We start from the raw sequence: 23153 nt of genomic DNA on the forward strand, positions 1-23153 counted from the left end.
ATCCTTTTTCTTGTTTTTTTAACAAGGAAAAGATAGAGTGGAAAGCTGGAAATAGCTCCTAATTTTTACAGCCCAAATTCTTCCGGGTTTTGTTCTTCTTCTTCAGTTGGAACCGCCGTAGAGTCAACCACAGCTTTTCTCGGTTTCCAGCAATCCACTTTTATAGAAAGATTATCAGGTCTTTCAAACGGATCTTTTGATATGAGCAAATCTTTATCTTCATAGCATTTTTTCATCATGTAACCCCAAATTGGCAAAGCAGCAGTTGCTCCCTGACCATAAGTAATTCCTTTGAAACGAGCCGAACGATCTTCGCAACCAACCCAAACTCCAGTAACTAAATTGGGCACCATTCCGATAAACCAACCATCGGATTGATTTTGGGATGTTCCTGTTTTTCCGGCAATTGGATTGGTAAACATATATGGATAACCTGTCCAGCGATTGTCGCCACTTCCGCCGCCTTGAGTTCTTAGACGAACTCCGGAACCTTCTTCGGTTACACCTTCTAAAAGTTTGATAACGGCATAAGCGATGTCTTTATTCAAAACATCATGCGTTTCAGGAACTGGTTCGTAAAGCACGACACCATTTTTATCTTCAATTCGGCTAATGAATTGGGGCTTTATATAAACACCTTGGTTTGCAAAAGTGCTGTAAGCGGCAACCATGTCTTCTACCGTAATTTCCACTGCACCAAGCGCAATAGAAGGTTGAACGGGGATTTCTGATTTTACTCCTAATTTTTTGGTTAAGGCAACTACTGCTTCCGGTCCAACTTTATCCATTAGTTTTGCCGAAACCGTATTGATTGAATTAGCTAAAGCTTTTTTGAGCGTGACCATTCCGCGATATTTATTATCGGAATTTTTTGGTGTCCAAGCTTCGGTAACGTGATGTCTTCCAACGGGAATTGTAAACGGTGAATCGATAATCGAATCGCAGGGCGACATTCCTAATTGTTCGATAGCCGTGGCGTAAACAAAAGGTTTGAAAGTCGAGCCTACTTGTCTTGCACCTTGTCCAACGTGATCGTATTGAAAATATTTATAATCAATTCCGCCAACCCAAGCTTTGATATGACCGGTTTTCGGTTCCATCGACATTAAGCCGGCTTGAAGAAAATGTTTGTAATATCTGATGGAATCCGTAGGTGTCATCAATGTATCAATTTCACCTTTCCATGAAAAGATTTTCATTTTTGTTTTGACACTAAAAGAGGCTATAATTTCTTCCTCTGATTTGTCTAAATCTTTCATAACACGCCAACGTTCTGATGTTTTCATGGCATTGTCCATGATTCTTTGAGTTTCTTCGGGAGTAATTTTTAAAAATGGAGCATTTTTATTATCCTTTTGTTCCGCAAAGAATTCCTTTTGCAAATTTTTCATATGTGCCTGAACGGCTTCTTCGGCATGTTCCTGAATTTTTGAATCTATGGTTGTGTAAATTTTTAAACCATCGCTATAAATATCCCAATCGCTTCCGTCAGGTTTTTTATTTTCTTTCGCCCAATTTTTCATGTATTCACGAAGGAATTCTCTAAAATAAGTAGCCGTTCCTTCTTTGTGACTTTCTGGATGAAAGTGTAAAACGATAGGTTGAGCAGCTAATTTATCTTTGGTTGCTTTATCCAAAATACCATTTCTAACCATTTGACCCAAAACTGTATTTCTTCGCAAACGCACTTTTTCTAATCGGCGTAACGGATTGTATAAAGATGGATTTTTAAGCATTCCGACAAACATTGCAGCTTCGTCTATAGTCAAATCGCGTGGTTCTTTTCCAAAATAAACTTTTGCAGCCGATCGAATTCCGACTGCGGTATTTACAAAATCGGCTTTGTTCAAATACATAGCGATAATTTCGTTCTTGGTATATTGCCGTTCCAATTTAACAGCAATAATCCACTCTTTGACTTTTTGGATAACTCGGAAAAGTTTAAATGTTGAGCCTTCACCATGGAATAACAATTTGGCTAACTGTTGGGTTAATGTACTTGCTCCACCATCGGAACCTAATTTTAATGCAGCACCCAAAGTACGTCGAGCATCAATTCCAGAATGTTCGTAAAAACGCTCGTCTTCAGTGGCGACTAAAGCTTTGACCAAACTTTGTGGTAAATCTTCATATTTAATTGGCGTTCTGTTTTCATTGTAAAATTTCCCAATCGTTACACCATCGGAAGAAATTACTTCGGTTGCCAAATTTGATTCCGGGTTTTCTAAATCTTCAAAAGAAGGCATACTTCCAAAAAACCCCCATGATGCCAAAGTGAAAAACAATGCCATTACTCCAAGACCATAAAAAAACAACTTCCAAAATTTCTTTTGGTAATACTTAATGTCTTTGACCGGAGTGTTATTTTTTTGTGCCATAATTTTATTCTGTAGATTCTATTCTAAAGCCAACATCAGAAATACCGGGAAGTGCTGTTACGCCTTCAATTTTTCCGGTTTGTCTCGTTGCGTGTTGTATGTGAATTTTATAAATTCCTTTTTGAGTAAATCTTACTTTGTCTTTATAAAAAAGCTTGCTTTCTTTAATATCCGAAAAGCCATCTCCCAAAAGTGTTCCGTCCGGATTTGTCATTTGGTATTCTAATGTGTCGACTTTTACCTTTCTGTTAGGTTGTTCCAAAGAAACAATCAGAAACAAATTATTGAACGGGTAATCGTCGTTATCTCTAACATTTACATATAAATTAAAGAATTTTTTCGGGTCCAATTTTGGCAAATCGAAAGTCACGATGCTATCTTTATGCCAAGTTTTCCCCACCGATTTATATTCGTCAAAAACTCTTTTTTTATCACAAGAAATAGCCAAAAGAAGTAGTAAAATAAAAAGGATGCTATTCTTTATTCTCATTCTTTTTTATGATTATAGGTTTCTTGTTTTCTGGTTTAGCTTCGCTCCGTTCGCCTGTGGCTCGGGTTTGGTTTTGATTTTGCATTTGTCCCTGACCTTGCTCTTTTTTCGGGTTTTGGTTTGGATTTAGCTTCCCGCCGTTCGCCTTTGGACCGGGTGAATTTTGATTTAGCTTCGCTCCGTTCGGCTTTGTTTCGCCAGTTCGCTGACGCTCGTGTGCTTCGGGTGAAACCTTATTTTTATTCTTGTTTCTGTTTTTGTTTTTGCTCTTTTTGGGTTGGTCAAATCGTGTTAAACTTTCTTGTCCCATGGCATTGTTAAAATCTTTTTCAGGCTCAGCAACTGTTTCAATAGCAAAATCTTCAAGAGAACTTACCTTTTTGTTTTGCTTGTTTTCAGCCATTATTTCTTTGACTTGTTCAATATTTAAGACATGCCAATTCGCAAAATTATCGGTATAAGCGAACCACATCAAGCCTTTGAAAATATCTTGCTTTTGGCAAATGGCATCGCCTTTTTCTGTTTTTAATTTGGTTTCAAAATCAGGAAACCCTTTTAAAGCATCTAAATAAGTGTCCAATTCGTAGTTCAAACAGCATTTTAATTTACCGCATTGTCCGGCTAATTTTTGCGGATTTAAAGACAATTGTTGGTAACGCGCTGCCGATGTATTTACGCTACGGAAATCAGTTAACCAAGTAGAACAACATAATTCTCTACCACAAGAACCAATTCCGCCAAGGCGAGCTGCTTCTTGTCGCAAGCCAACTTGTTTCATCTCAATTCTGGTGCTGAATACGCGAGAATAATCTTTGATCAAAAGTCTGAAATCAACTCTGTCGTTTGCGGTGTAATAGAAAGTTACTTTGGAACCATCGCCTTGGAATTCGATATCAGAAATTTTCATTTCCAACTTGTGAATAATAGCTAATTCACGCGCTTTCACTTTCATTGGTTCTTCTTTTTCGCGAGAATCGCTCCAGATATCGATGTCTTTTTGGGAAGCTTTTCGGTATACTTTCGGAATATCTGCGCTAGTGTGATTAACGCCTTTTTTCTTCATTTGAATTTTGACCAATTCTCCAGTAAGCGTTACTATTCCAACATCGTGTCCGGGAGAAGCTTCAGTAGCTACAACATCTCCAATACCAAGTGTGAGTTTTTCGGTATTGCGGAAAAATTCTTTTCTTCCGTTTTTGAAGCGAACTTCAACACAGTCAAAAGCAGTTTCTCCATTGGGCAAACTCATATTGGCAAGCCAATCAAAAACCGTTAATTTGTTGCAGCTATCGGTGCCGCAAGTCCCATTATTTTTGCATCCTTTAGGTGCGCCACCATCAGATGTTGAACAACTTTGACAAGCCATAATTATATGTGTAGTGTTGCAAAAAGCAACTTATAATTCATAAAACGATTAATTGGTAAAGATAGTATTTTAAAAAAATAAATTCCAATAAAAAAATCCCAAATTCCAAAGGGTTTTATTTTTGGAATTTAGAATTTTAAGTATTGGAATTTGATTATATTTTAGTCTAGAATTTTAAACAATTTATCCGACAAACGAATTCTGAAAGGTAAATTCATAGTGACTTTATCACCCGCTTTTGCCAAAGTATTTTCACTTCCGTTGACAAACATTTTTTCAACAACAATTTCCTGACTTCCTGTGGTTGGTCCTGAAATTAATATTCTATCGCCAATAGTTACTTCCTGATTTTCAATACTAAAAAGCCCAACTTCTGCTTTTGCATAATAATGTTCTGCTTTGCCAATCAAGACTTTTTTTATTTTTATTTTTTGACGAATGTCTGCTAATTTTTGAATTGTTGCCAATGGTTTATCTGAAAGGTCACCCGAATGTTTGAACAATAATTTATCCGATTTCCCTTTTCTGAAAATCATGTTGCCGTTTTTTACACCGCGACGCAATTTCACTTGGTCAACCAATGACAAATGAATGATTTCCTGACATTCGGTCGAGCAGCAGTTTTCCATGGCAACTTTACATTCATCACATTGAATAAATAACAAATGGCAGCCTTCGTTTTCACAATTCGTGTGATTGTCGCAAGGTTTCCCGCATTGATGACATTGCGAAACAATATCGTCGGTAATTCTTTCGCCAAGACGATGATCGAAAACGAAGTTCTTTCCAATGAATTTGCTTTCCAAACCTTCTTCCTGAATCTGCTTAGCATAATTGATAATTCCGCCTTCTAACTGAAATACATTTTTAAAACCTTGGTGTTTGAAATAAGCTGAAGCTTTTTCGCAACGAATGCCGCCGGTGCAATACATTACCAGATTTTTATCTTCTTTATGATTCTGAAGTTGCTCGTTGATGATGGGTAAACTTTCTCTGAAAGTCTCTACATCAGGAGTTATGGCGCCTTTAAAATGACCAATTTCACTTTCGTAATGATTTCTAAAATCGACTACAATTGTATTTGGATCATCTAAAATTTGGTTGAATTCCTTAGCTTTTAAATGAATTCCAATATTAGTAACATCGAAGGTTTCGTCGTTTAAGCCGTCAGCAACAATTTTGTCGCGGACTTTTATGGTCAGTTTCAAAAAGGAATGGTCGTCTTGTTCGACAGCCACATTCAGACGGATGTTTTTCATGAAGTCATACACTTCTATAGTTTCCCGAAAAGCTTCAATATTTTCTGCTGGAACCGACATTTGAGCGTTGATTCCTTCTTTAGCTACATACGTTCGGCCAAGGGCATCGAGTTTGTTCCATTCGAGGAATAAATTGTCGCGAAATTGTTTTGGATCTTCAATTTTGGCATATGCATAGAAAGACAAAGTAAGTCTTTGTTTGCCGGCTTGATCAATAAGTTCGGCTCTTTCTTCTGCGCTTAAGGTGTTATACAGTTGCATGCTATAAACTTTAAATTACAGAAATATATATTTGAACTCTAAATGGAAGAATCCGAGGTAAAGATAAAGTTTTACCGCAAAGTTCGCAAAGGTTTACGCAAAGTTCGCAAAGGTTTACGCAAAGTTCGCAAAGGTTTTAAAAACCAAACCGCAAATTCGCAAAACTAATTTGCGAATTTGCGGTAAATAATTATTTAATTTTCTTTGCGTTCTTAGCGGAATAACTTTGCGTTTTTGCGGTTAACTTTTAACAGAATTCTGCGTAAGCGTCTTTCAAGTTTTCAGCAATCATTTCAGCAGGGCGACCTTCAATGTGATGACGTTCTAACATGTGAACCAATTCGCCATCTTTGAACAAAGCCATACTTGGCGATGATGGAGGAAAAGGAAACATTTCTTCTCGGGCTGCATCAACCGCTTCTTTATCAACACCGGCAAAGACCGTAATTAAATGGTCTGGTTTTTTTGCTCCGTCTAAACTCATTTTTGCTCCCGGACGAGCGTTTCTTGCAGCACAACCACAAACCGAATTCACAACTACTAGTGTTGTTCCTTCTGCTTTGATAGCATTTTTTACGTCTTCTGCATTATATAAATCTTGAAAACCAGCGGCAGTTAATTCAGCACGCATTGGTAATACCATTTCTTCTGGATACATAATTTTTAATTTAGGATTAAGGAATTAGGATTAATTGATTTAATCTAATGCAAAGGTAATGAGATTTTACTTTTTAAATTTTAAAGAAATCATAAAGATTTCTTATGTTTAGATTGAGAAATCGAACTTAAATTATTTGACACTGTTTCTGTCTTTCAAAATAGTTTCTACATTTTGTAATGAAAAACCTTTGACTTGTAATAGAAGTAAATAATGATACATTAAATCGGCTGCTTCATTCAAAAATAAACTATCATTATTGTCTTTAGCTTCAATCACCAATTCTATAGCTTCTTCACCCACTTTTTGAGCTACTTTATTGATACCTTTTTGCACTAATGAAACAGTATATGAATTAGTATCATTGCTTAAAATACGATTTTTTAGAATGTTTTCCAATTGGTATAAAAACGGACTTTCATCATTTGTTCCGAAGCACGAATTAGTACCTTTATGACAAGTTGGTCCAGTTGGTTTTACTGTAATCAAAAGAGTGTCTTGATCACAATCTTCATAAATGGAAATTACTTCCAAAAAATTACCTGAACTTTCGCCTTTTGTCCAAAGACGATTTTTACTTCGACTGAAAAAAGTTACGGTATTTTCTTCTTGTGTTTTTTGCAAGGCTTCTTCATTCATATAACCTAACATCAGAACTTGCTGACTTTTATTATCTTGAATGATAACTGGAATTAATCCATTGTTTTTTGAGAAATCTAAATTCATCTGATGGGAATATTTTGGGTTTTTAAAACGTTTTTTAATTCGGAAATTGGTATTTCATTAAAATGAAAAATACTCGCTGCTAATCCGGCACTGACTTCGGTTTTGGTAAATAATTCAATAAAATGGTCAACTTTTCCTGCACCACCGGAAGCAATTACTGGAATGGAAACGGCTTTACATATCTCATTTGTAATTTCCAATGCAAATCCGTTTTTGGAACCATCGTTATTCATGGACGTTAACAGAATTTCTCCAGCTCCAAGTTGAGCAACTTTTTTTGCCCAATCGATGGCTTTCCAATTGGTTTTTTCAGTGCCACCTTTTACAAAAACAATCCAATTATTTTCTACGAATTTTACATCAATAGCAACGACTACAAATTGACTTCCGAATTCGTTTGCCAGCTCAGAAATAAGGTTCGGATTTTGAATTGCGGCTGAATTAACACTTACTTTATCGGCGCCATTTTGTACCATGATTTTGGCGTCTTCGACCGAATTTATTCCACCGCCAACGGTGAATGGAATGTTTATTTTTTTCGCAATTTGACTTACTAATTCCGCCAATGTTTTTCTGTTTTCCAACGTCGCAGTAATGTCTAAAAAAACCAATTCATCAGCACCATTTTCAGAATAAAATTGCGCTAATTCAAGCGGATTTCCAGCATCTTTCAATCCTTCAAATTGAATGCCTTTAACCACACGACCATTTTTTATATCCAAACATGGAATGATTCTTTTCTTTAACATAGCTTAATTAATTGCTTTAAATTAATAGTGTTTTCATAAATGGCTTTTCCAATAATAGCGCCTTCACAACCAAGCTTTTTTAACTCCAAAACATCCTCTATTGTTGTGATTCCACCACTAGCAATTAACTTTACTTTTGCAACTTTTAAAATGTCTCGATACAATTCTATTGATGGGCCATTGAGCATTCCATCTTTTTCGATATCAGTTGAAATCACATATTCAATTCCGTTTTTTTTATATTCTGAAATAAAATCTACAACATCAGTTTCAGAAGTTTCCAACCAACCTTGTGTTGCAATTTTTCGGTTCAAAGCATCGGCGCCAAGAATTATTTTGTCAGCTCCAAATTTTTCAACCCATTCTAAAAACAAACTCGAATTTTTATACGCAATACTTCCACCTGTAATTTGATTAGCTCCATTTTCAAAAGCAATTTCAAGGTCTTTATTTTGTTTAATTCCGCCACCAAAATCAATTTTTAAATTTGTTTTTGTCGAAATCTGGTATAATACTTTGTGATTGATAATTGTATTCGATTTTGCCCCATCCAAATCAACCAAATGAAGAAATTCTACGCCACTATCTTCAAAATATTTTGCGATTTCTAGTGGATTTTCGTTGTATATTTTTTGTGTGGCATAATCGCCTTTTGACAATCGCACACATTTTCCATTGATGATATCTATTGCTGGTATGATTCTCATAATAATATTTTCTATTGATTTTTAAACCATTAAGGTATTAAGTTTCATTAAGACTTAATTAGCTTAATACCTTAATGGTTTAAAACTTTTTATATGTTTATAGTTTTAAAAAGTTCAGTAATAATTGTTCGCCAACCTGTGATGATTTTTCAGGATGAAATTGAGTGGCGTAAAAATTATTCTTTTGCATCGAAGCGCTAAAAGGAACGATATAATCACAAACGGCAGTGGTTTCATTACTGATCTCGGCATAGTAACTGTGTACAAAATAGAAATCTTCTTCTGCAGAAATTCCGTTGAATAATGCTGATTTTGAATTCGAAATGGTATTCCAACCCATATGTGGGACTTTCTCTACAGCTTCAAATTCTTTAACATTGGCATCAAAAATTCCTAAACATTTTGTGTCACCTTCTTCAGAGAAATTACATAATAATTGTTGTCCTAAACAGATTCCAAGAACAGGTTGTGTTAAATTTTTAATGACAACATCTAACTTCCGATCCTTTAAATACTTCATGGCTGAACTTGCTTCTCCAACTCCGGGAAAAATAACTTTATCGGCTAATTTTAAGATGGTTTCGTCATTGGTAACAATACACGAAAACCCTAGTCTTTCAATCGCATTTTTTACAGATTGAATGTTGCCAGCATTATATTTTACTATCGCTATCATAATATTCCTTTGGTACTTGGAATGGTATTAGAACCATCTTTTTTAACCGCTATTTTTAATGTTCGGGCAAATGCCTTGAATATTGATTCGATTTTGTGGTGTTCATTTTCGCCTTCACATTTGATATTCAAATTACATTTAGCGCCATCAGTAAACGATTTAAAAAAGTGAGAAAACATTTCGGTCGGCATTTCACCAATTTTTTCTCGTTTAAAATCTGCTTCCCATACCAACCAGGAACGTCCGCCAAAATCTAAAGCCACTTGAGCCAAACAATCATCCATTGGCAATACAAACCCGTAACGTTCAATCCCTTTTTTGGAACCCAATGCTTTTGCAAAAACTTCGCCTAAAGCAATGCCCACATCTTCTATGGTGTGGTGTTCATCAACATATAGATCACCTTTCACTTCAATTTTTAAATCCATATTTCCGTGTTTTGCAATTTGTTCTAACATGTGATCAAAAAACCCTAAACCTGTTTGAATGGTACTTTTTCCGTTTCCATCTAAATTCAAATCGATGGTAATTTTGGTTTCATTGGTGTTTCTTATAACAGTTGCTTGTCGTGCTTGTTGACTTAAAAATTGGTAAATTTTATTCCAAGAAGTAGTTGTTAAAGTCGCCTTTTTATTTTTATCAGATGAAATAAAAATCGATTGACAACCCAAATTTTCGGCTAATTGAAGATCGCTAATTCGGTCACCAATGACGAAAGAGTTTTTTAAGTCATAATTTCCTTTAATGTACTGTTGTAACATGCCAATGCCGGGTTTTCGAGTTGGTAAATTTTGTTCTGGAAGTGAAACATCAATAAGCACTTCACTAAAAACAATTCCTTCGTTTTCAAATGCCTGAATGATTTTGTTTTGTGTTGGCCAAAATGTGTTTTCCGGAAAAGAATCAGTTCCCATCCCATCTTGGTTGGTAACCATAACTAACTCATAATCCAGCTCGGAAACAATGCGAGAAAGATTTTGAAAAACTTTGGGATAAAATTCCAATTTTTCTAATGAATTCAACTGAAAATCTATTGGTGGCTCGATTACTAAAGTGCCGTCTCTATCTATAAATAATACTTTTTTCATCTTTTATAAGTTGTAAAGTGTATACTAATAACTGGTTTTCTTGTGGTGTACCAACAGTAATTCGGATGGTGTTTTTCACGACTGAATTTCTGTTTCTTGTGATAATTTGACGTTCAATTAAGGCTTCGAAAATCGCAATGGAATTTTCCATTTCAACCAAAAGAAAATTTGCATCTGATGGATAAATGTTGGTTACAAATTCAAATTTTGAAAGTGCTATTTTTAATTTTTCGCGTTCTTCGATTATTAAATCTATATTTTTTCTAAAAACAGAATCATCTGCTAATGTATTTATTGCCGCTTCCTGATTCAATTCACTCACATTATAAGGGGGTTTTACTTTTGATAAAACTTTAATAATTTCAGCATTAGCATACGCAATACCAATACGTGCAGCGGCTAAACCACGTGCTTTACTAAACGTTTGAGAAACAATTAAATTGGGGTAAATTTTAATTTTTTCTACCAATGAACGTTGCTTACTAAAATCGATATACGCTTCGTCAACAAAGACAATTCCGTTAAAATTTTGAATAATACATTCTAAATTTTCTAGTGAATTTCCCGTAGGATTATTGGGTGAACACAAGCATAAAATTTTTGCTTTTTGTTCTAAAATCGCTTCGGTATTCAATTCAAAATTTTCGGTTAACGGAATCGAAATTATTTTTAAATTATTGATGTTGGCATACACTTCATACATTCCGTAAGTTGGCGGACAAATAATTATGGCATCCTCATTAGGTTCGCCAAAAACACGTTGCACCAAATCAATAATTTCATCACTTCCATTTCCAATCAAAATATTTTCGATAGCTACTTTTTTCTTGCTACTTAAAATTTGTTTCAAACGCCATTGATACGGATCGGGATAGCGATTCAAACTTCCAAACGGATTTTCATTAGCATCTAGAAAGATCCCTTCGGTTCCCGAAAACTCATCTCTTGCACTCGAATAAGGCAAAAGATTTGCAATGTTTTCCCTGATTAATTGATTAATATTGTCCATTTTGTATCTTTTTTAATCGAATAGAAACGGCGTTTTTGTGTGCTTCTAATTGTTCAGCAGCGGCCATAATTTCGATTGTTTTACCTAAATTTTGAATTCCGGTTGCCGTGATTTTTTGAAACGTAATTTTTTTTACAAAACTGTCCAATGAAACGCCACTGTAATTTTTTGCAAAACCATTGGTAGGTAATGTATGATTAGTTCCGCTGGCATAATCTCCGGCACTTTCGCACGAATAGTTTCCAATAAAAACCGAACCTGCATTTTCTATTTTAACTAATTTATTTTCGGCATCATCAATAGCTAAAATCAAATGTTCTGGTGCGTAATAATTACTGAATTTTATAGCTTCATCAATAGAATTCAATACAAGAGCACGACTGTTTTCGAGTGCTTTTTCTATGATTGCAATTCTGGGTAATTTTGCTTTTTGAACACCAATTGCAATTTTTACTTTTTCTATAATTTCTATTGAATTCGCAACTAAAATTACTTGACTGTCTTCGCCATGTTCCGCTTGTGATAATAAATCAGAAGCTACAAAATCAGCATCGCATGTATCATCTGCAATGACTAATAATTCACTCGGACCAGCAGGCATATCAATAGCAATTCCTTGTTGCTGTGCATATTGTTTAGCTGCAGTTACATATTGGTTTCCAGGCCCAAATAATTTAGAAACTTTCGGAACGGTTTCGGTTCCAAAAGTTAAAGCCGCAATGGCTTGAATGCCACCTATTTTATAAATTGATGTTACACCGGTTAATTGCGCAGCATATAAAATTGCTGAATCAATTTCTCCTTTTTTGTTTGGCGGTGAACACAAAATAATGTTTTGGCAACCAGCGATTTGCGCGGGAATCGCAAGCATCAAAACCGTTGAAAAAAGTGGAGCTGTTCCGCCTGGAATATAAATCCCAATGGTTTCTATAGCACGATTTTCTCTCCAACAATATACTCCAGAAGTAGTTTCTACTTTAGTTGCAATTTCTTTTTGCGAAGTATGGAATTGTTTGATATTTTTGGCTGCTTCTTGAATGGCATTTTTCAAATCTTCAGAAACCAATGTAGTTGCATTTTGCATTTCTTCATTTGAAACACTAAAATCGGTAATCGTAACGCCATCAAAAATATGGGTGTATTTTGACACGGCTTTGTCACCATTCTTTTGAACATCACTAAAAATTCCTTTTACAGTTTCGCTCAAATCGGTTAGTGCTAATGTTTTTCGTTGGGATAAATCTCCCCATTCTTTTGGGTTCGGATTTATGTATGTTTTCATAGTTTTATTTTTCAAATTAGAGTATCATTTTTTCTATTGGAATAATCAAAATTCCTTCGGCTCCGAGCGATTTCAATTGTTCGACAACATCCCAATAGTCATTTTCTTTCACCACCGAATGCAAACTGCTCCAACCTTCTTCAACCAAAGGCAAAATAGTTGGTGATTTCATTCCGGGTAAAATTTCGCAAATGGATTCTATCGAAGTGTTTGGCGCATTCAGAAGAATATATTTGTTTTCTTTTCCGTTGCGATAAGAGTTAATGCGGAATAATAATTTCTTTAGAATTTGTTCCTTCTCTTCGGATAAATTTTCATTTGAGATTAAAACCGCTTGGCTTTTTGAAACAACTTCTACTTCTTTCAACCCATTCATTAGCAAGGTGCTTCCTGAACTTACAATGTCAAAAATGGCGTCAGCAAGTCCGATTCCTGTTGCAATTTCTACACTTCCGCTAATTTCTTCAATGATAACTGGAATGCTTTTAGTGTCGAAAAAAACAGATAGAATTTTCGGATAACTGGTTGCGATTTTTTTGTTTTGGAAATAACTCAAACCGTTATAAATTTCATCTTTTGGAATTGCTAATGATAATTTACACGAAGCGAATCCGAGTTGGGAAATGGTAGTAACTTTTTTGTTTTTTTCCCAAACTTCATTTTCACCAAGAATGCCTATATCGGCAACACCTTGTTCTACATATTGCGGAATATCGTCATCGCGCAAATACAAAATTTCAATAGGAAAATTACTGGCAATGGCTTTTAGTTTTCGTTCTCCATTAGAGATTTGAATGCCACATGATTCTAATAGTTCAAGTGATTTTTCACTCAGTCGGCCACTTTTTTGGATGGCAATTTTTAAAGTACTCATTTTTTTTTTGGATAAATCTGAGTATATACGACTGTAATAAATACAAAAAAACCGTCAGATACTCAGACGGTTTTTAAATATGATTAACTACAATGCATCATTAACTCGCCTGTGAGGTAAGATGATGATGATGCAATTGAGTGATTGTAAATTTCATTTTGATTTTATTATTTTGTAAATGTATAAAGTAAATTCGAAAGCAAGATACACTTTTATAAAATTTAACATTTGTTGATTTAAAATAATCTTTTAAAAAATGCTTTTACAAAAGGAATTGTTGGACATTTTAACATCACTTTTAAGTCTTCCCGCAATGTTGTTTCTTCATCTAAGAATTTGAAGATTAAAGTTGGATTTCCTTTTTTGAAAAGTGCTGAAAAAACTTCAGAACCCAAATCATTTCTTCGATTCAAAACATCCAAAAAAAGCAAATCGTAAAACCAAAATTTATCTTTCTTGTGGAATTTGGTAAAGTCGGTTTCCGTCAATAGAAATTGTACCAAAGCTTTTGATTTCTTAGTCGTATTTTTAAAAGTATAACCCGTACTGGCTTTTGTCCAACCGCCAGCAGAACCAATATTGATGATGTTTTTCGAATTGTGTTTCCAGAATTTATAGGAAGTCATCGGAATATTTCCTTGCTCTTTTTCGACTATTTCGTATTCTGTGATTCCTAGTTTTTGGATGTAATTTTGGATTTCGGTTTCGTATTCTGTTATCGATAGTAAATCTTTTGAGAACAAAGTATATTCGATTAAAGCTTCGGTTTCCGATGTTGGAAGTACATACATAAATCGAGTGTTGCCTTTTTGTTCCACCGAAAAATCCATGAAGGTGGCGCAATCCGTATTGAAAACAGCTTCTTTGCTTTTGATAAACCAACCAATAAAATGTTGTTGCAATAAGGGATATTTGTTTTGGTTTTTTACAATTTCTGGATTTATTGCGCTACGCTCCGTACTGTTCGCCCTATGGGTTCGGGTGAAAATGGAATTGAGAATTTTGTCGCAGGTAAAGCTTCCAACACTTGTTTTTAACACACAATGATTCCCTAGTTCTTCAAAATCAATGACTTTCTGATTGGCAAAATGAATATTTTCCTGCTTCGATATTAAATCGAAAACCAATTTATAAAAAACCAAACCTTTGACCATTTTGTATTGATAGGGCTGGAGAATTAATTCTCTTCGGAAGTTCTTATCAGCAAAAAGAGCCGTGCTCCATTTTTTAGAAACTATATCGTCAAACAAGTTGTCTTTATCCCAAAAACACCAGGTTCTGTCATTGGTTTTCTTGAGATTTTCATCAATCAACAAAATAATTTTGTCTTCAAATCTCCCGGAAAGCACCATTTCATAAACGGTCATCAAAGCCGATAACCCTGAACCTGTAAAGATGTAATGGTAGTGTTTCATTTATATTCGGAACGAAAAACCAAAAGCAAAATAATGCTTTGGCGCATTTTCAGTAATGCCAATTCCTGAAGACAAATCTACCATAAAATTGTTGTTTATCAAATAGGTAAGTCCAGCATCAAAATTGTGATTAGCTTCATTCTTTTCCGGGGCAAATCCAAATAATTCAGCATAACAACCCAACTTGTTGTTTATTGAATAACCGGTTGTCAGCGTATAAATAAAAGTGGTTTCTGGCGTCATTCCATCCCATTCACAACCTAAATTATAACTCAAAGAAAGCTTTTCTGAAAGCGTATGTTGCATCGTAAATCTGAATTCAGGCGCCACAAAATCATTTTTGTATTTTGAAGAAGCGGCATTTGGCAAACCAATATGTCCGATGAAAGAAGTTTTTGGGATGATTCCTTTTTCTTCGCAAAGCTTGACTTTAAAACCAATCAAAATCGGAGTGAAACCCGAGCTTTTTTCATCGTTCATTTTTTCAGAAACAAATTCGGTAATCAATCGCAATTCAAAGTTTTCGTTTACACCATATTTCCATAAAACGGTAGGCAAACTGTTAGTGTTGCTGATTTCATCATTCTTTTGAAAGGTGAAACCTGTTTCAACTTGGAACATTCCTTTCGGAACAATTGCCGGAGTTTCGGTTTGATCTGGTCTGTCACATTGTATGGGTTCTGTAGTTTGCGCTTGTATTGTAAAGCAACCTAAAATGCTAAGTAAATGGATTATCTTCTTCATAATTAATTTTTAGACAAAACTAAAAAAATATTTACTCTAATCAAATTTATTTTTATATTTGTGCAATCGAGTCTCGTCCTAAAGACGAGACGAACTGTTACGAAGTAAAAATATTTTAAAAATGAGCAAGTCATTAGAAGAAGTAAATCAGTCGGTTGCAACCGAAGGTAAAAAAACGGGCTTTAGAAAAATTTTAGCATTTCTTGGTCCGGCATACTTAATCAGCGTTGGTTATATGGATCCTGGAAACTGGGCAACTGACATTGCAGGCGGAAGCCAATTTGGGTATGCCTTGCTTTGGGTTTTATTAATGAGTAACATTATGGCGTTGTTGCTTCAGAGTTTGAGCGCACGTCTAGGAATTGTGACACAACGTGATTTGGCGCAAGCATCACGAGAAACCTACCCACCATTTATAAATTATATTCTTTATTTTTTAGCAGAAATTGCTATCGCAGCTTGCGATTTGGCCGAAGTTCTCGGAATGGCAATTGGTTTGAATTTACTCTTTGATATTTCGTTAATTCAAGGTGTAATGATAACCGTTTTAGACACTTTTTTATTACTGTTTTTAATCAACAAAGGCATTCGGAAAATGGAAGCTTTCATCATTGCGCTGGTAATGATTATTGGTTTTTCCTTCATTTTTGAAATGATTTTTGCGCAACCGGAAGTCGGGAAAATATTAACAGGATTAATTCCGTCATTGCCTAATGAAAATGCATTATATATTGCTATCGGAATTATTGGCGCAACGGTTATGCCTCATAATTTGTATCTCCATTCCTCTTTAGTTCAAACCCGAAAATTTGATAGAAGCAAAGCGGGAATTAAGCAGGCATTAAAATATAATTTTATCGATTCGACGATTGCGCTTAACCTTGCTTTTTTTGTAAACGCAGCTATTTTGATTCTGGGCGCCGCAGTGTTTTATCAAAACGGAATGTTTGATGTGGCAGAAATTCAGGATGCACATAAGTTTTTAGAACCATTATTAGGGACAAAATGGGCACCAATATTATTTGCGGTAGCTTTGATTGCGGCCGGACAAAGCTCTACAATTACCGGAACATTGGCAGGTCAAATCGTTATGGAAGGCTATCTTAATTTGAGAATTCAACCATGGGTGCGTCGAATAATAACGCGTTTGATTGCGATTGTCCCTGCGGTGATTGTAATTTCTGTTTTTGGCGAAGGAGTAACAGGAAAAATGCTGATTTTTAGTCAGGTGATTTTGAGTTTACAATTGGGTTTTGCCATCATTCCGCTTATTCATTTTGTGAGTGACAAAACTAAAATGAAAGGATTTCAGATCAGTATAATTACACAAATTGCCTCATGGATTGTTGCCATTATAATTGTTTCGTTGAATGCCAAATTAGTTTTTAACGAAATTCAGGGCTGGCTCGAAACTTCTGAAAACCCAATTGTTTTATGGCTTACTGTTGTCCCATTAGCATTTGGGTTTTTGATCTTACTTTTATACATTATTTTCAAACCATTTATAACCGATGCAAAAGAGGTGATTGGAAATCATTTGCCTCACAGTATGATTGTAAAACTGAGTCCGGAAAGGAACTATGAAAAGAAAAACATAGCCATTTCAGTTGATTTTTCAGATGCCGATGAAAAGGCATTAAATCACGCTTTAGATATAGGCAACAAAGAAACAAAATACACATTGATACATGTTGTAGAAACCGTTGGAGCTATGATTTATGGTAACAAAACTAGCGACTTCGAAACTACAACAGACGAGAAATTATTGTTAGATTATAAAAGGCTGTTAGAAGAAAAAGGTTTTAAAATAGAAGTCAAATTAGGATTTGGTAAGCCCGGAAAAATCATTCCGAAAATCATAAACGAGGGTAATTATGATTTGCTAATTATGGGAACACATGGGCACACCGGTTTGAAAGATTTGATATTTGGCACAACCGTTGACAATGTTCGACATAAGATTAGCATACCTTTGTTTATTGTGAAAAATTAATTTTTTGAAACATTAAGACATTAAGGTTCATTAAGAGTTTGACTTAATTTTTCTTAATTTCTTAATGGTTTATTTTTTTTTGAAGCTATTTCCAGCTATCCGTTGCAATCTTTTTAAATTTGTACTTCGACAAGCTCAGTATGACAAATTTAAAAAGGATTTCCACTGCTATCTGGGCTAAATCAGATTATATAATACTATGACTTTTTCAGAAGAGAATTATTTAAAAACCATTTACCATATTACCGCTGCTTCCGGAGTTGAGGTAAGTACCAACGCCATTGCCGAAAAAATGGAAACCAAAGCCTCTTCAGTAACTGATATGCTGAAAAAATTGGCCGAAAAAGAATTAATAGTTTACAAAAAATATCAAGGCGTTTTATTGACAGAAAAAGGGAAGCTATCCGCTAAAATGATTGTTAGAAAGCATCGTTTGTGGGAAGTCTTTTTGGTAGATAAATTGCAGTTTTCTTGGGACGAAGTTCATGATATTGCAGAACAATTAGAGCACATAAAATCGGAAAAACTAATCAATAAACTGGATGATTTTTTGGGTAATCCAACCGAAGATCCGCATGGCGACCCAATTCCGGATTCGAAAGGGAAAATCAATAAAGTAGAAAAATTAGTATTGGCTGAACTCTATGAAAACCAAACCGGAATTTGTATTGGTGTAAAAGATTCGTCTACGCAATTTTTAAAATATTTGGATAAAAATCAAATCACTTTAGGTTCTAAAATTGTTGTTTTAGCCAAAGAAGAATTTGATTTGTCATTGCGAATAAAAGTGGAGGAAAATATAGTTACTGTTTCAAATATAATAGCTAATAATCTTTATGTAAAAATTATTTAGTGACAACCACAATCATCATCACCACAGTTTTTCTTTGACTTTTTCCCAAAAATAAATTTTCTAAATAAGAAAGCAATGGCAACAATTACTGTTAGATAAACTAATACTTCTTGAATTTTCATACTACAAATGTAAAAAGGTTCTCATGTATTAGAGAACCTTTTAGGTTTTAATTAGCTTAAAATTTTGCGCCAATTGATATATAAAATGTTCTACCTTCTCCAGGCAAAATTCCTGGCCCAGGATATCCACCAGAACGGCGAGTAGCATAATTTTTATCAAATACATTATTAACACCAGCTCGAAGATTGTAATTTTTCAGGAATTTATATTCTGATGAAAAATCTACAATTTTGTAACCATCTAAAACACCTGTTTGACTATTTGCAGACGGAGTTACCGTATTGTTTGCATCGGTAAAAATCCTTCCAGATATTTTATATTGCACTGTTGCCGAAAAATTGTTATTTCCCCATGACATTCCAAAATTGTGAATATATCGCGGCGAATTTTCAACTCGATTACCAGCGAGATTCGTTTCGTTAATTACAATATTTGGAGCTGAACCCGATGTCGTCGTGGTTTTAAAATCAACATATTTACTGTCAATAAAGGACATCGAAGCAAATATATCCAAGTTTCCGTAAGGCTTATCAATGTCAAATAATTTTGTAATATTTAAATCCACAAAACTCTCTATTCCTTTATTGCGAGTTTCTCCCAAATTTGTTCTAAATAAATAGGTTCCTTGACTTGGGTCATTATTAATATATTGTCTTACGCCGCCAACGCGGTTGTTATAACTTAAATAGAAAACACTAACATCAAAATTTAGAAATCTTTTATAAACTCCACGATACCCCAAATCAGCATTATAACCGCTCGCATCTTTTAAGTTTGGATCAACAACATCAATGACTGCTGCGGGAGTTAAATCGCTAAATAATACCGGGCGAAACGCTTGAGAAATATTAGCATAAAAGTTTGTATTTCTCAATTTGTATTCGAAACCAAGACCAAAAAGCGGTTTATTTCTAACAACAGTTTTCTTGTCAAAGTTTACATCATTTCCAGAAACGATGTCGATTCTACCTTCGGCCGTTGAGTTAATATGCTCATAACGGAATCCTGGAGTTACACTAAATTTATCTGTAATTTTAAATTGATTTTCGGAAAAAAGTGCTACGTTTTTTGTGGTAAATTCCAAATCTGTTGGATATTTTCCTTCGATTGTCATATCGAAATCGCTTCCCGTAGTTCCTTTTCCTTTCTGAAAACGATTGGTGTTGGCTTGGTATAAACGAATACCAAAAGCAAGATTTTGAGTTGTGTTGCCCAATTTGTAACGGTATAAATTTCGGTTTTCAATCCCTAAATTTTTATAGGTGTCGCAATCTAATCTTCGATTCGCGTATTGGTTAGTCGAAGTGCTAATGGCATCTTCCACATTGGCAGCAGCGGTGAAACCTACGCTATTTCGCTCACCAACAAGTCCAAAAGCTTTAACATTGACATCAAAATTGGAGTTTACTTTTGTATCAAAATTTACAGCAAAAATATTCCATGGAACACCAAACCAATTTCGTGTTCTAGTTGATTGTCTTGGATTCGCTTCAAATTGCGCATCAGTTAAACCGCCAGGTTGTTGCATTTCATAATCAGAATTCGTGTATTCGGCTGAAATTTTTGTTTTTTCAGAAAAACGATATTCCACAAAAGCATGCGTATTTCTAGCTTGAAAACGATTATTTTCTCGCCAGCCTTTTGCACTTCGTGAATGATTATATAGGTAATAAGACCATTTTTTGTATTTGCCACCAATGGCATTAAACGAACTTACTATTCCATAACTTCCAACTGTGTTTTGGGTTTCAAACGAAAATGGTTTATCTTTTTCTCTTTTCAATACATAATTGAGCATTCCGCCAAATTGTGGTCCAAACTGTAAAGATGCGCCACCACGAACCATTTGGATGGTTTCCACTGCTTCTAATGGTGGATTATAATAAGCCTCAGGATAACCAAAAACATCAGCGGACATATCGACACCGTTTTGACGTGTATTTAATTCCCAACTTCTATTTGGGCTTAAACCTCTAACTCCCAAATTGATTTGCAAACCAGAGCCTTCATTTTCCCAAACGGTAACACCGGGAATTCTTGCAAAAATTTCACGCGCGTTGTTGTTTGTTAAGTTTCCATTGATGCTGGAAAGATTTAAGACTTCATTTTTTTTTCCTGAGAATAAAACATTGTCCTTGGTCTCTGGCATTCGCTCAGGGCTTTGTTGTTTGGTAACAATAATTACTGGACTAAGTTTTTTGATGGTGTCATTTAATTCATTTTCAAAGTTGTCTTGAGCTTTTAACGAATTCGCAATGAATAAAACAGAAAGGAGTGAATAAAATGGGCGCATGAGTTATTTAGATTAATTCTACGCAGCAAAAATATAATTTATTTTTATTTAGACAAAATATAAATAATAATTTTAAAAATTATTTTTAAACTAATAATTTGAAGAAGATTATTTTAGAAGTTGATACGCAATTAGCGCAGTTATATAAGCAAATCCACTCATAAAAACCAACTGAACCATTGGCCATTTCCAAGAATTGGTTTCTTTCTTAGTTATTGCAAGCGTACTGGCACACTGCATCGCGAAAGCATAAAATAAAAGCAGCGAAACACCAGTTGCAAAGTTGAATACTTTTCTGCCGTCTTCATGTACTTCAGATTCCATTCGGTTTTTGATGGTTGAGTCATCATCACTTTTACTTCCAACGCTGTAAATGGTCGCCAATGTTCCGACAAAAACTTCACGAGCTGCAAAGGAGGTAACCACAGCTATTCCAATTTTCCAATCGTAGCCTAAAGGTCTTATGACTGGTTCAATCGATTTTCCAATTATTCCGATATAGGAGTTTTCTAGTTTGTATGAACTAATTTCGTTTTCGACAATTCGATAGTCGGAAACATATTTAAATTTTTCATTCATCAGTTTTTCTGCTTTTCCAAAAGTTTCCTTTGGACCATGCGAACCTAAAAACCAGAGAATTATTGAGATTGCCAAAATGATTTTTCCTGCTCCAAAAACAAATGATTTTGTTTTTTCGATTACGTTAATTGCAACATTTTTTAAAAGCGGCAATTTGTAATTTGGCATTTCAACAACGAAGTACGATTTGGTTTTAACCTTTAAAATTTTATTTAAAATATAGGCCGAAAAAAGCGCCATTCCAAAACCCAAAAGATACAAGATCATTAAAGTAGCGCCTTGCAGACTAAAAAATCCAAATAAGCGTTTGTTGGGAATTATCAAAGCAATCAAGATGGCATAAACCGGTAAACGTGCGGAACAAGTTATAAAAGGTGTAACCAAAATGGTAATCAAACGTTCTTTCCAATTTTCAATATTTCGCGCACTCATAATTGCCGGAATTGCACATGCGGTTCCCGAAATTAAAGGCACGACACTTTTGCCAGAGAGTCCATAACGCCGCATGATTTTGTCCATCAAAAAGACAACGCGACTCATATAACCACTTTCTTCGAGTACAGAAATAAAGAGAAAAAGAAACGCAATTTGCGGAATGAAAATTACGATTCCACCAATTCCGGGAATGATTCCTTCGCTGATTAAATTGGTAAATTCTCCTGAAGGAAGATGCGTTTTCGCAAAATTCGCTAAATCGGCAAAAGTGGCGTCAATAAAATCCATCGGATAACTCGACCAATCAAAAATAGATTGGAAAATCAACAGCAAAATCCCAAAGAAAATAGCGTAACCAAAAATTTTATGCGTTAGCACTTTGTCTAATTTGGAACGTAAATCTTTAGCGTTAGTTGAGTCAATAGTTTGCCCAATTTTCAAAGTATCATTGATAAATTGGTATCGTTTTATGGTTTCCTTTTGCTGCAAACGTTTTAAATCGGAATGCGATTTTGTAAAAGAATTTCGGATTTCATTTCGCTCCAAATTCAAAAAATTCACATCTTGTGTAATCACCAGCCAAAGTTTATATAACAACTGATTTGGAAATGCATGTCGGAGTTTATTGAAATACTCTTCATCAATGCTCGATGCATTCATACAAGGTTCCGTTGATAAGGATTTGTAAGCGACGATTTGGTTTTTAAGGTCATCAATTCCATATCCTTTGCGCGTACTAACTAAAACAATTTTGGTTTTTAATTCTTCTTCAAGATGTGTAACATCGAGCGAAATTCCTTTTGGCTTCATTCTATCCGCCATGTTAATGACAAGAATAGTCGGAATTTCTAAATCTTTTATTTGTGTAAAAAGTAATAGGTTTCTTTTTAAATTTTCAACATCGGAAATTACAACCGCGACATCAGGAAAGAGCTTGTCGTTTTTATTGAGCAATAATTCGATAACGACGTTTTCATCAATAGAACTTGCATTCAGACTATACGTTCCTGGTAAATCAAGAATATTTGCTTTGATTGTATTGGTTAATTTACAAAAGCCCAATTTTTTTTCAACGGTAATTCCGGGATAATTTCCAACTTGTTGCTTTAATCCGGTCAATTGGTTGAACACCGAAGTTTTTCCGGTATTTGGATTTCCAATTAAGGCAACATTGATGTTTTGGATGCTCATGTTT

Annotated in this window: 20 protein-coding genes; 2 read left to right on the forward strand and 18 right to left on the reverse strand. The window is 34.8% G+C overall.

What is annotated here, in order from left to right; all coding sequences use genetic code 11:
* Nucleotides 1-65 precede the first annotated feature (65 nt).
* From RMN97_RS09905 to RMN97_RS09975, 15 genes are all read right to left on the reverse strand, one after another.
* Complete coding sequence (locus tag RMN97_RS09905) at nucleotides 66-2378, reverse strand: PBP1A family penicillin-binding protein (protein WP_309614359.1); 2313 nt, start codon at nucleotides 2376-2378, stop codon at nucleotides 66-68.
* Between the two features lie 4 nt (nucleotides 2379-2382).
* Nucleotides 2383-2868: a gliding motility lipoprotein GldH gene (locus RMN97_RS09910; RefSeq protein WP_309614360.1), complete on the reverse strand. Its 486-nt coding sequence runs from the start codon at nucleotides 2866-2868 to the stop codon at nucleotides 2383-2385.
* Nucleotides 2852-4234 (reverse strand): regulatory iron-sulfur-containing complex subunit RicT, encoded by a 1383-nt coding sequence (locus tag RMN97_RS09915; protein ID WP_309614361.1) that lies wholly within the window; start codon nucleotides 4232-4234, stop codon nucleotides 2852-2854. Before RMN97_RS09915 ends, RMN97_RS09910 begins: the two co-directional genes overlap by 17 nt.
* A 161-nt stretch (nucleotides 4235-4395) precedes the next feature.
* Nucleotides 4396-5754 carry a rhodanese-related sulfurtransferase gene (locus RMN97_RS09920; protein ID WP_309614362.1) on the reverse strand — a complete coding sequence of 453 codons (1359 nt, stop codon included), beginning with the start codon at nucleotides 5752-5754 and terminating at the stop codon, nucleotides 4396-4398.
* A gap of 247 nt (nucleotides 5755-6001) precedes the next feature.
* Nucleotides 6002-6412, reverse strand: a complete 411-nt coding sequence (locus RMN97_RS09925) for a BrxA/BrxB family bacilliredoxin (protein WP_309614363.1) — start codon at nucleotides 6410-6412, stop codon at nucleotides 6002-6004.
* 132 nt (nucleotides 6413-6544) lie between these two features.
* Nucleotides 6545-7138 carry a bifunctional phosphoribosyl-AMP cyclohydrolase/phosphoribosyl-ATP diphosphatase HisIE gene (gene hisIE, locus RMN97_RS09930; RefSeq protein ID WP_309614364.1) on the reverse strand — a complete coding sequence of 198 codons (594 nt, stop codon included), beginning with the start codon at nucleotides 7136-7138 and terminating at the stop codon, nucleotides 6545-6547.
* Nucleotides 7135-7887 carry an imidazole glycerol phosphate synthase subunit HisF gene (hisF, locus tag RMN97_RS09935; protein ID WP_309614365.1) on the reverse strand — a complete coding sequence of 251 codons (753 nt, stop codon included), beginning with the start codon at nucleotides 7885-7887 and terminating at the stop codon, nucleotides 7135-7137. Before hisF ends, hisIE begins: the two co-directional genes overlap by 4 nt.
* The gene (gene hisA / locus RMN97_RS09940; protein ID WP_309614366.1) at nucleotides 7881-8594 is read right to left on the reverse strand and encodes a 1-(5-phosphoribosyl)-5-[(5-phosphoribosylamino)methylideneamino]imidazole-4-carboxamide isomerase; all 714 of its coding nucleotides are present in this window, start codon (nucleotides 8592-8594) and stop codon (nucleotides 7881-7883) included. The genes hisF and hisA overlap by 7 nt, the downstream gene beginning before the upstream one ends.
* Nucleotides 8595-8691: 97 nt before the next feature.
* A complete protein-coding gene (hisH, locus tag RMN97_RS09945; protein WP_309614367.1) occupies nucleotides 8692-9270 on the reverse strand; it encodes an imidazole glycerol phosphate synthase subunit HisH in 579 nt (192 codons plus the stop codon).
* Nucleotides 9267-10358: a bifunctional histidinol-phosphatase/imidazoleglycerol-phosphate dehydratase HisB gene (gene hisB, locus RMN97_RS09950; RefSeq protein ID WP_309614368.1), complete on the reverse strand. Its 1092-nt coding sequence runs from the start codon at nucleotides 10356-10358 to the stop codon at nucleotides 9267-9269. Before hisB ends, hisH begins: the two co-directional genes overlap by 4 nt.
* On the reverse strand, nucleotides 10333-11367 hold the full coding sequence (gene hisC, locus RMN97_RS09955) for a histidinol-phosphate transaminase (RefSeq protein ID WP_309614369.1): 1035 nt from the start codon (nucleotides 11365-11367) through the stop codon (nucleotides 10333-10335). Before hisC ends, hisB begins: the two co-directional genes overlap by 26 nt.
* On the reverse strand, nucleotides 11354-12649 hold the full coding sequence (gene hisD / locus RMN97_RS09960) for a histidinol dehydrogenase (RefSeq protein WP_309614370.1): 1296 nt from the start codon (nucleotides 12647-12649) through the stop codon (nucleotides 11354-11356). The genes hisC and hisD overlap by 14 nt, the downstream gene beginning before the upstream one ends.
* Nucleotides 12650-12665: 16 nt before the next feature.
* Nucleotides 12666-13523: an ATP phosphoribosyltransferase gene (gene hisG / locus RMN97_RS09965; protein ID WP_309614371.1), complete on the reverse strand. Its 858-nt coding sequence runs from the start codon at nucleotides 13521-13523 to the stop codon at nucleotides 12666-12668.
* A gap of 236 nt (nucleotides 13524-13759) precedes the next feature.
* The gene (locus RMN97_RS09970; protein ID WP_309614372.1) at nucleotides 13760-14938 is read right to left on the reverse strand and encodes a lycopene cyclase family protein; all 1179 of its coding nucleotides are present in this window, start codon (nucleotides 14936-14938) and stop codon (nucleotides 13760-13762) included.
* Nucleotides 14939-15682, reverse strand: a complete 744-nt coding sequence (locus RMN97_RS09975; RefSeq protein ID WP_309614373.1) for a transporter — start codon at nucleotides 15680-15682, stop codon at nucleotides 14939-14941.
* 121 nt (nucleotides 15683-15803) lie between these two features.
* Between RMN97_RS09975 and RMN97_RS09980 the strand changes: the two genes are divergently transcribed.
* Nucleotides 15804-17675 carry an Nramp family divalent metal transporter gene (locus RMN97_RS09980; protein WP_309614374.1) on the forward strand — a complete coding sequence of 624 codons (1872 nt, stop codon included), beginning with the start codon at nucleotides 15804-15806 and terminating at the stop codon, nucleotides 17673-17675.
* 199 nt (nucleotides 17676-17874) lie between these two features.
* Nucleotides 17875-18528 (forward strand): metal-dependent transcriptional regulator, encoded by a 654-nt coding sequence (locus RMN97_RS09985; protein ID WP_309614375.1) that lies wholly within the window; start codon nucleotides 17875-17877, stop codon nucleotides 18526-18528.
* Here RMN97_RS09985 and RMN97_RS09990 read toward each other — a convergent pair.
* The 3 genes from RMN97_RS09990 to feoB all read right to left on the reverse strand — a co-directional run bounded on the left by RMN97_RS09990 (nucleotide 18525) and on the right by feoB (nucleotide 23149).
* On the reverse strand, nucleotides 18525-18650 hold the full coding sequence (locus RMN97_RS09990) for a FeoB-associated Cys-rich membrane protein (protein ID WP_309614376.1): 126 nt from the start codon (nucleotides 18648-18650) through the stop codon (nucleotides 18525-18527). The genes RMN97_RS09985 and RMN97_RS09990 overlap by 4 nt on opposite strands.
* Before the next feature lie 56 nt (nucleotides 18651-18706).
* Nucleotides 18707-20944 (reverse strand): TonB-dependent receptor, encoded by a 2238-nt coding sequence (locus RMN97_RS09995; RefSeq protein WP_309614377.1) that lies wholly within the window; start codon nucleotides 20942-20944, stop codon nucleotides 18707-18709.
* A 108-nt stretch (nucleotides 20945-21052) separates the two neighbouring features.
* Entirely contained in the window at nucleotides 21053-23149 is a 2097-nt protein-coding gene (gene feoB, locus RMN97_RS10000) for a ferrous iron transport protein B (RefSeq protein ID WP_309614378.1), read from the reverse strand.
* Nucleotides 23150-23153 lie beyond the last annotated feature (4 nt).

It is taken from the genome of Flavobacterium sp. (genome assembly GCF_031381455.1).
GTDB lineage: Bacteria > Bacteroidota > Bacteroidia > Flavobacteriales > Flavobacteriaceae > Flavobacterium.